Annotated in this window: 4 protein-coding genes and 1 pseudogene; 2 read left to right on the forward strand and 3 right to left on the reverse strand. The window is 59.6% G+C overall.

What is annotated here, in order from left to right; all coding sequences use genetic code 11:
* Both AC13F2_RS16590 and AC13F2_RS16595 read right to left on the reverse strand, forming a co-directional pair.
* The gene (locus tag AC13F2_RS16590) at nucleotides 1-1,485 is read right to left on the reverse strand and encodes a glucoamylase family protein (protein WP_482964800.1); all 1,485 of its coding nucleotides are present in this window, start codon (nucleotides 1,483-1,485) and stop codon (nucleotides 1-3) included.
* Between the two features lie 67 nt (nucleotides 1,486-1,552).
* Entirely contained in the window at nucleotides 1,553-4,606 is a 3,054-nt protein-coding gene (locus AC13F2_RS16595; RefSeq protein ID WP_301641524.1) for a TonB-dependent receptor, read from the reverse strand.
* Nucleotides 4,607-4,806: 200 nt separating this feature from the next.
* Here AC13F2_RS16595 and bglX point away from each other — a divergent pair, with 200 nt between their 5' ends.
* Nucleotides 4,807-7,140, forward strand: coding sequence for a beta-glucosidase BglX (gene bglX / locus AC13F2_RS16600; RefSeq protein WP_482964799.1), 2,334 nt, complete (start codon nucleotides 4,807-4,809; stop codon nucleotides 7,138-7,140).
* Nucleotides 7,141-7,290: 150 nt separating this feature from the next.
* Here the strand turns inward: bglX and AC13F2_RS16605 are convergent, their stop codons facing one another.
* The gene (locus AC13F2_RS16605) at nucleotides 7,291-9,345 is read right to left on the reverse strand and encodes a glycoside hydrolase family 97 protein (RefSeq protein ID WP_482964798.1); all 2,055 of its coding nucleotides are present in this window, start codon (nucleotides 9,343-9,345) and stop codon (nucleotides 7,291-7,293) included.
* A gap of 133 nt (nucleotides 9,346-9,478) precedes the next feature.
* Here AC13F2_RS16605 and AC13F2_RS16610 point away from each other — a divergent pair.
* Nucleotides 9,479-9,889, forward strand: a pseudogene (locus tag AC13F2_RS16610) (glucose/galactose MFS transporter); the annotation flags it as partial.

Below are 9,889 nucleotides of genomic sequence, written 5' to 3' on the forward strand. Positions count from 1 at the left end.
TTACCGTTCGGTATCGTCCAGCCAGCCCCCGGAGAACCCGGACCGTTCCAGGCCGCGGCGGATGTGCGGGTTCTTACGCATCGTCGCCCATACGAGGCCGGTGCGCTGGTTTTCCAACATGGCCAGGATCGGGCCCTGGTCGATGCCGAGATGATCGCGCGCGACCCAGCCTTTGACCGGATCGGTATCGCCCGTCGTCGACCCGGCGTCCACGAACGTAAAGCTGGGGTTGATGGCGTCCTTGAAGCCGTAATCGGTGTAGAGGCGATCGCCGTACTTGGCCTTCATGCTCATCAGCGCCGGGATGGTAACCTCAGGCGCGAAGGGTATCGACCCGCCCGCTGCCGTCGGGACGATGGTGCCGTCATCGACCACGCGAATGGCACTGACGCCGCGCGCAGCATAGGTCAGGAAGGTGCGGGACTTGCCGTTAACGGTGTACTGGCCCGCCGATGAAGCTGGCCCGTCTGACGCAGTCCATCCCCAGATGCTGGCGCTGTAGTCCTTCCAGTCATTGGGATTGTCGGCACCATAGGCCCGCTGGCTCAACGTGGCGCGCCGGCTGTTCTCGAAATAGTCGATGCCCTTCGAACGCATGAAGTCATCCTGGATGCCACGGAAATCGATCCAGACGTGGCTGTACTGGTGTCCGAACAAAGGCTCGAACTGGAGATATTCGTAACCGTAGTAGGTGCCCCAGTCCTTCTCGAGATCCATGGCCCAGGCCTGATCCCAAGCTTCCTTGCCAACGGGATGTGTGGGCGATCCTGCTGCCAGTATGTAAACCAGCATGCCTTCGTTGTAGCCGATCCAGTCATGCGTACCAAAGTCGCCCCCTTCCCCGCGTTCGGGGTACCACCCCATGGCGATCGCCTTTCCGCTCCCGCCATTGGCTGATGGAATGGTGCTGTTTTCGCGCTGAACGAAAGTCCAGTCGACCCGCCGGTAGATCTTCTCCGCGAGATCGCGGATATCGCGTTCCACGGCTGTGTCGCGGTCGAAGTAGCTTTGAGCGAATAGAACGCCGCCGAGGAGCAGCGCGGTGTCGACTGTAGAAAGTTCGGTATTGCCGCGCCGCGTGCCATCTTCGTTGTTCAGAAAATGGTAGAAGAAACCCTTGTGACCGCTCGTTCCGCTGACTGCGGGCCCCTGCGGGGCATTCCAGTAAAATTCCAGACAATCTCGCGTACGCTGGGCTGCATCGTTGCGCGAAACGTAGCCACGTTCAGCACCGACGCCAAAGGCGGTGAGGGCATAGCCTGTCGCAGCGATCGAGGAGAACGGGTTGCTGGGCCACCGGTCCGGCGCCAGGCACCGCTCGGTATCGGTAGTATCCCAGAAATACCGAAATGTGCGCTGTGTCAGATCTTCGGAGAAAGCAGCCACATCGTTCGATGCGGGGCCAGAAGACGCAGGCGGATCGAAATTGGCGCAGGCAGCAAGGGTTAAAGACAGGGCGACAGCTGAAGCTGCGGAAAATCTCATGATAAACTCAAATCGTTATGATGTGCCGCACCGGGAGGACAGTGCGGCACACCTAGTTGCGACCCGATTAGAAGTCGAAGCCTGCAGAGACCTTGATCGTCCTCGGGAAACCGTCGGTGCTGTAGTTATTGAAGTTGCGCGCTCCAGTCACCGCGTCGAAACCGTTGTAATTGCGATCATCGAACACATTGAGCACGTCTGCGCGAACCCACAGGCGAGTGTCGTCGTTGATCAGACCGATGTTGAAATACTTGGTCAACGAAAGGTCGAACTGTCGGAAACCCCACAGATCGCCATTTGCATCGTTTTCGACTGCCACGACATCGCGGGAATTTGGATCACCAGCTACGGAAACGAAAGCCTGCTGATACGCTGGCGATGCGATCTGGAACTTGCTGCCGAGAGTAAAGTCCAGCGGAAGATCTACCGTACCCGCCATAACGAAACGATGCTTGCGTACGCCCGCCGACCGGATAACGGGATAATCGTCGAAAGATGGGAAATCGAGCGAGAAATACTCGCCAAAGCGACGATTTTCTTCGGCCAGCGTGAAGGTGTAGGTTGCATCGATCGACCACGGTGACTGTTCCGTGTAACGCTTCCCAAACTTGAGATACGCGGAATCTGCATCGGTGTTGATGCCGTTAGTACCAATTAGAATAGCACCATACGGACTTGGTGGAGTACCGAAAGGCGAGTCCGGATTGCCTTCGGACGGAAAGAAGCTTCCATCCGGGCGACGATTACCGAGCAGATATCCAAATCCATCGCGGCTGGCGATATGACGATATCCGACCTCGAGATTGAGGAGATCGAACGTGCTGCGAACACCCAGGCTGAACTGGTCCGAATAAGGCAGCTTCAGATCGTTATCGATAAAGCGGAGCTCGCCGCCAGCACCCGGAGGTGCTCCGTCGATTAGCTGCTGACGCCCAGCTTCCGTCAGATAGATCGGGTCGAACGGGATGCAGGTTGGACTGGCCGTGCAATCGCCGCGAGGGTCACCGGCATTCTGAAAGATGAATGTTCGCCCAAACGACGCTCCCTGTACGAGCTCTTGTTGAATGAAATCAAACTGGTTGCGGTCGTAAGAGCGGCCGTAACCGCCAAAAAGGACGAACTGGCCATCAGGATCCAGCCAGTAAGAAAAGCCGAGCCGTGGCTGGATCGCGCCATAGAAGACTTTTCGTTCGGTGCCGGTCGAGATGTAATCGTTGATGTCGTAATTGGCGTTGATGAGATTGGGATAGTTTTCCGGCTGAACAGCCGCCACTCGCGCCGGATCGTGCACGTAATTGAGGAAATCTGGCGTGCGCTCGAAGTCCCAGCGAACGCCGAGATTGAGCGTCAGCCGATCCGTGACGTCCCAGTCGTCCTGAATGTAGGCGCCAAACTGGAAAGTCTCTGAATTAAGCGACACATCGTCGCCCGGCACGATCGTGCTAAAATTCAATTCATATGGAATGGCGTCGTTGAAAGCGCCGCTGTTTGGTGTCGTGGGATCAGCGGGGTTGTAAGAGACGTTATATGTGTATTGAGGGTTGAAGCTGTTCTGCTGGGTCGAGTTGAGAGTGACCCACTTAGCTTTTACCCCGGCCTTGATTGTATGCCGCTCGAAGCCCGTCCAAGTGAAGTCGTTGGAGACCTGCCAGCCATCCTGGCCTTTGTCCTGGAAGTTTCGACCGCCACCGGTTTGAAGCACAGTGCCTTCGCGCCGGACGCCGTCCTCTTCGATCACGGCACGGAAGATATTTCGCGGCTCAAGTAAGAACGGCCGCGGGTTCCATGTTACATCTTCGTAAGTGATCTTCAGATCGTTGATGAAATTGTCGGAGGTGTGTTCCCACCGCGCGAGACCGCGCCATTCCTTCACGCTCGTGACTGTGCGCGTGCTGTAGGCAGCCGTACCGCTACCGAAATCTTCACCATCCTCGTCGCGATACTTGACCGAAACCTGGAAGAGGTCGGAGTTATTGGGCGTGAAGTCCAGTTTTCCGAAATAGAGGTTTTCGTTGAATATCTCGCTGAACGTGCCGAACGCACCCTGATATTCGCCGGGGAAGAAGCCCGTGGACAGATCAAGGCCGGGCGTCACGTCGCGCGGCGTGATGATCTCCTTGCCTTCATACGTGCCGAAGAAGAACAATTTGTCGCGGATGATCGGCCCGCCCAGGGTACCGCCGTACTGCAGATCCCTGCTTTCGGTTTTCCCTTGCGGATTTTCCCCGAACAATTCGATCGGGCGTGCAGCCCGTAAACTCTGGTTGGTGAAATCGATGAAACCGGAGCCATGGAACTCGTTGGTGCCCGACTTCGTGATAGCGGTGATTGCGACCGATCCGACCTGGTCGAATTCCGCCTTGTAGTTGGAACTGATGACGCGATATTCGCCGATCGCCGCCTGGGGGAACGGGTTGCCTTGCGTTGAATCCTGTCCGGTTACGCCGCCCCGAAGAATATAGTCTTTCTGGCTCACGCCATCGATGAACACATTCACCGAGCTGCTGTTCTGGGCACCGCCCTGAAGCCGGCGGTCGCCGCCAAACCCGTCGATGAACTGAACGCCCGGCGCAAGATCGGCAAAAGCCAGGAAGTTGCGGTTTGTCTGCGGGATCTGTTCGATCAGCCGCTGGGAAATATTGATGCCGACTTCGCCGCCTTCCAGCGTACGAATGCGGTCGCCCGTCACCAGAATGACATTGTCGCCAGCAGCAACATCGTCTGCACCATCATCGGCGGCGGCGGGTGCTTCCGTTGCGGCGATTTCGCCCACATCGAAGTTCAGGACAGCATCCTGCGCCACCGACAATTGGAAGGTGTCGGTCTGAAGCACACCGTCGGGCGTCGTAACTTCGAGACGATAGGTTCCCGCCGCGAGGGACGCGAAGTTATACCGCCCGTCGGCAGCAATCGTGGCGGTGCGGGTCACGCCCGTATCCACTCTGACCGCAGCAACCTGGGTGGCGCCGCCGGTAATCTGACCGCGTAGCGATGCATTGGATTCCTGCGCATGCGCCGGCGCAGCAAGGCCGATCGCCAGCGCACCCATGGCGCTACCCTGAACAAGAGCCAGAGCCATGCGGCGAGCAACCGCCGAACGATTCATATGCGGAAACTTCATCGGTAATTCCTCCCCAAAATCGCGGTCTCGGCTCGACCGCTCAGGCTCGCGGCATTGCCTGCCGCGTAACCGAATCGACATTTGACGAGCAATGTTGTAACCGGTTTCATGATCGATGTATAGACAGATCGGAAGAGGCGATTCCCTTGGGGCGGCTCTTCATCGTGAATATAGTCAGAAGTCCAAATGGGAGGAATTACATGCGTTCATTGCAGCGAGGTGTGCTTGCGGGCGTCAGCGCGTTGGCACTTGCCGGTTGCGCCACTACGGGCGTGGCATCGGCACCCCCGCCATCCTCCAGCGCTTCGTCCACTGCAGTGCCGATCGAGCCCGCCAAGCCATCCTGGGCCGCGCGCGATGCAGAAATGGACGCCTTTCTCGATGATCTGATCGGGCGGATGACTCTTGAAGAAAAGGTCGGCCAGCTGACGCTGCTCACCAGCGATTGGGAATCGACCGGTCCGACCATGCGCGAAGGCTATCAGCAGGATATCGCAGCAGGGCGCGTGGGATCGATCTTCAATGCCTATACCGCAGATTATACGCGCGAACTGCAGCGGATGGCTGTCGAAGGCACTCGGCTGAAAATACCGCTGCTGTTCGGATACGATGTGATCCACGGCCACCGCACCATCTTCCCGATCTCCCTCGGCGAAGCGGCGAGCTGGGACATGGATGCGGTCGAGAAATCGGCCCGCGTATCGGCCGCGGAAGCGTCAGCCGAAGGGATACACTGGACTTTCTCCCCCATGGTCGATGTATCGCGCGATGCCCGCTGGGGCCGCGTTTCGGAAGGCGCCGGGGAAGATGTCTACCTTGGCAGCAAAGTCGCCAAGGCACGCGTGCATGGCTACCAGGGCGACGATCTGAGGGCCGTCGACACGGTTCTGGCAACCGCGAAACACTTTGCCGCTTACGGGGCAGCCCAGGCCGGCCGCGACTATCACACGGTCGATATCTCCGAACGTACGCTGCGCGATGTCTACCTCCCGCCTTTCAAGGCGGCAGTCGATGAAGGGGTCGCAACCTTCATGACGTCGTTCAACGAATACGACGGCGTGCCAGCCAGCGGCAGCAAATTCCTGCTTACCGACGTCTTGCGCGATGAATGGGGCTTCGATGGCTTTGTCGTCACCGACTACACCTCCATCAACGAGATGGTCCCGCATGGTTACGCCAAGGATCTCGAACAGGCTGGCGAACAGGCGCTCAATGCCGGCGTCGATATGGACATGCAGGGCGCCGTGTTCATGGAAAACATGGTGAAATCGGTCGAAGAAGGCCGCGTGAGCCAGGCGAATATCGACCGCGCGGTGCGCCGCGTGCTCGAAATGAAATATCGCCTCGGACTGTTCGAAGATCCCTACCGCTATGCCGACGAGGCGCGGCAGGAAGCAACGCTGTACAAGCCGGAATTTCTCGAAGCTGCGCGCGACGTAGCGCGCAAATCGATGGTTCTGCTCAAGAACAATGGCAATGTGCTCCCGCTGGCCGCCGATGCGGAGCGAATTGCCGTGATCGGCCCGCTTGGGGACAGCAAGACCGACATGATCGGCAGCTGGTCGGCAGCCGGTGATCGCGAGACCCGACCGGTCACCGTGCTTGAGGGCATGAAGGCCCGTGCCGGAAACGGTGTCACGGTCCAGTACGCGAAGGGCGCGAGCTACGAGTTCGGCGACAAAGGCAAAACCGATGGCTTTGCCGAAGCGCTTGCGCTGGCGAAATCGTCGGACGTTGTCGTCGCGGTCATGGGCGAAAAGTGGGACATGACGGGCGAAGCTGCCAGCCGTACCTCGCTCGACCTGCCGGGCAATCAGCAGGCCTTGCTCGAACAGCTCGTTGCAACGGGCAAACCGGTCGTGCTGGTGATGATGAGCGGTCGGCCCAATTCGATCACCTGGGCAAACGACAACGTTCCCGCCATTCTGCATGCCTGGTATCCGGGCACGCAGGGCGGCCACGCGGTCGCAGATGTGCTGTTCGGTGATTACAACCCTTCGGGCAAACTGCCGATCACCTTCCCCATCAATGTGGGGCAGGCGCCGATCCACTACGACATGAAGAATACCGGTCGTCCCATTGAACTGGGGGAGCCGGGCGCAAAATACGTTTCGCGTTATCTCAATACGCCGAATGATCCACTGTACCGCTTCGGTTACGGTCTCAGCTACACGACATTCGGCTATTCGCCGGCAACGCTGTCGGCCTCGTCGATGGGACCCAAGGGTTCGATCACCGCTACTGCCACGATCACCAACACGGGCACGCGGGCAGGCGATGAGGTGGTGCAGCTCTATGTGCGCGATCTTGTCGGATCGGTTACCCGGCCGGTGCAGGAACTGAAGGGCTTCGAAAAGATAGCGCTGCAACCGGGTGAAAGCCGGACGGTATCCTTTACCCTGCGCCCCGAAGACCTCGCGTTCACCCGTGCAGACATGTCGCATGGGTGGGAACCTGGCGAATACCGACTCTGGATCGCGCCTTCATCGGGCGCGAAGGCGAGTACTCCGGTAACCTTTACCCTCACGGAGTAATCGCATGAACCTTCCCGGCTTCCATGCCCCCCAGCCCTCGCGCTGCTCGCATCCATTGCCCTGACGAGCTGTGCGGCGGTCGAGGCCGGGAAGGTTCACACTGCTGCGGCGGGGAAGGTTCGCTAAGGCACTCGGCCGGACGTCGCCGGTCTAGCTTGCCGGACGGAGAGATAGGGCAAAGCCCCCGCCCGCCTCCATCGTTAGTGTCAAAGTGTCGCCGCCGATGATCTCGCGTGTTTCTCGAACCATGGCAAAAGGATCGCCGTCGATCCCGCCGCCCTCACCGTCCCGCCAGATTTCTGCGGTGTAGCGCTTGCCCTTTGGCAGAAAAGACAGATCGATCGGGATTTCGCGGCGTTCGGCATCTGTAACGCCGCCGATCCACCAGTCTTCACCGCCGCGCTGCTGGCGCGCGACGATCGCGTATTCGCCGATGTCGCCCGCCAGGACGCGCGTCTGTTCCCAATCGACGGGGACCTGTTCGATAAAGGCCAGCGCATCGGGATGCTTCGCGTAGTTTTCCGGCAGGTCGGCTGCCATCTGGAGGGGCGAGTAAATCACCACGTAATCGGCTAGCTGGCGGGCCAGCGTGTTCGGGATGGCGCGGCCGTCGCGGCCTTCCAGACTGACAATGCCCGGCGTCAGGTCGAACGGCCCCGAAAGCATGCGAGTGAAGAGCAAGGTCGGTTCGTGCTCGGGCGGATTGGGCGGCTCGCCCCAGGCGTTGTATTCGGTCCCCCGCGCACCTTCACGGGTGACGAGGTTCGGGTAGGTCCGCCTGAGGCCCGTATCCTTGATGGGCTCGTGGGCATTGATGGCTATGTGGTGCTCCGCGGCCCGTTCAGCCACGTGGACGTGATGGCGGGCCATGTATTGTCCGTCATGGTATTCCCATTGCTCCGTCCCATCGGGATCTTCGCGCAGGACGCCGCCGGCGTCCGCGACATAGCCGGTTTTTACCGAATGAACGCCATAGCGCTGGTAGTAATCGAAAGCCTTTTCGAGCTGGCGTTCGTAAAGCCCTGCATTCCCGGCAGTTTCATGGTGCCCCATGATCTCGACGCCTTTTTCGCGCGCGTATTTCGCAATGCGGTCCATGTCGAAATCGGGATAGGCTACGGCGAACTGGAAATTGCGTCCGCTCTCGCTCCACCAGCCTTCGTTCCAGCCCTCGACAAGGACCGAGCCGAAGCCATGGTCGGCCGCGAAATCGATGTATTCGAGTACGTTGTCGGTGGTCGCGCCGTGCTTGGGTCCCGCGTTCCAACTCCATTTGTCGAGATGCATTCCCCACCAAATACCCACGTATTTCTGGGGTTTGACCCAGCTGACATCGCCCAACCGGTTGGGCTCGTTGAGGTTGAGAATGATGTCCGCGGCTGCATAAAGCGCCGGCGCGTCCTCGCCGATCAGGATGGTCCGCCACGGCGTTTCGAAGGGCGCCTCCCGCCGCACCTTCCAAGGCTGCGAGGATGGAGCGAGGCGGGTGCGGAAGCGTTGGTGGTCGATGCGTTGCAGCCAGAAGGCCGAATAATCGATCAGCGACGCTTCGTGGAGCGCGATGTGAAGGCCGTCCGAGCGGCGGAAAGTGATCGGCGAATGGGCCGTGCCGACCTGATTGGCCGGGGTGTGATTGTAGAGATATTCGTAACGATTCCATTCACCTGCGGGGATCCACCATGCTTCCGCATCGCCGGCAATCGCGAACTCGGTAAGTTCTTCATCGATCATCACATCGGTGAGCTGCGGCTGATCGGGAAAGGCGAAGCGGAAGCCCAGACCGTCGTCGAACACCCTGATAGTCATGTCAATCGAGCGTTTGATCTTGCCCTGTTCGGTCATCCGAACACGCATTTCATTGTGTTTATCGACGACCAACCGGCTTTCGCCCCAAGGCTGTTCCCAGGTTTCGTCCGCACTGGAGCGCACCGGATCGCCGAGCGTGATGCCGCTGCCCCACTTGCCCGCACCGCGAAGCAGGAAACCCAGTTGCGAGGCATCGATGACCGGCGCCCCGTCGCGGTCGACGGAATAGGTCGGCGCGCCGTCCACCGTGGTCAGCGTAAAACAGAGCCGCCCGTCGGGCGAACATTGCCGATGCGACACATCGTCCTGCGCGGCAAGGCCGCCTGCTGGAACGAGCACGAGGAACAAAGCGCCCAAGGCCGCCCGTCCGCCACGATTGCGCAAATATGACCCGATCATCTCTACCTCCTGAAATGAGGGCTAGGCGTTCGCACGGCGCGGGGCCAGAAATTTCGTGCAACCGGTTACATTCTTGGCTATCCGATAGCGGATAAGGCCCGTCGGACAGGGCACACCTGGGAGGAATGTAGAGATGGCACTGGCCCCTGATGTTGCAGCGAGCACGGATCCTGCGGCGGTTGTCGAGGATGGCGAAGGGATCAAGGCGCCGGGTCTCAACTATTTCGTCTTCGGTCTGTTCTTCATCTTCGGCGGCATCACGTCCCTGAACGATGTCATCATCCCCAAGCTGAAGGAGCTGTTCACGCTCAACTACACGCAGGCCATGCTGGTGCAGTTCTGCTTCTTCGCCGCCTATCTCGTGATCGGTATCCCGGGGGCCAAGCTGGTCAAGAAGCTGGGCTACATGCGCGGCGCGGTGGCCGGCCTTTTGACCATGATGGTCGGCTGCCTGATGTTCATTCCCGCCAGCCAGAACGCCACCTACTGGGTGTTCCTGCTTGCCCTGTTCGTCCTCGCCAGCGGCGTGGTGATCGTCCAGGTC

The organism is Qipengyuania sp. L-5Y (assembly GCF_056859455.1).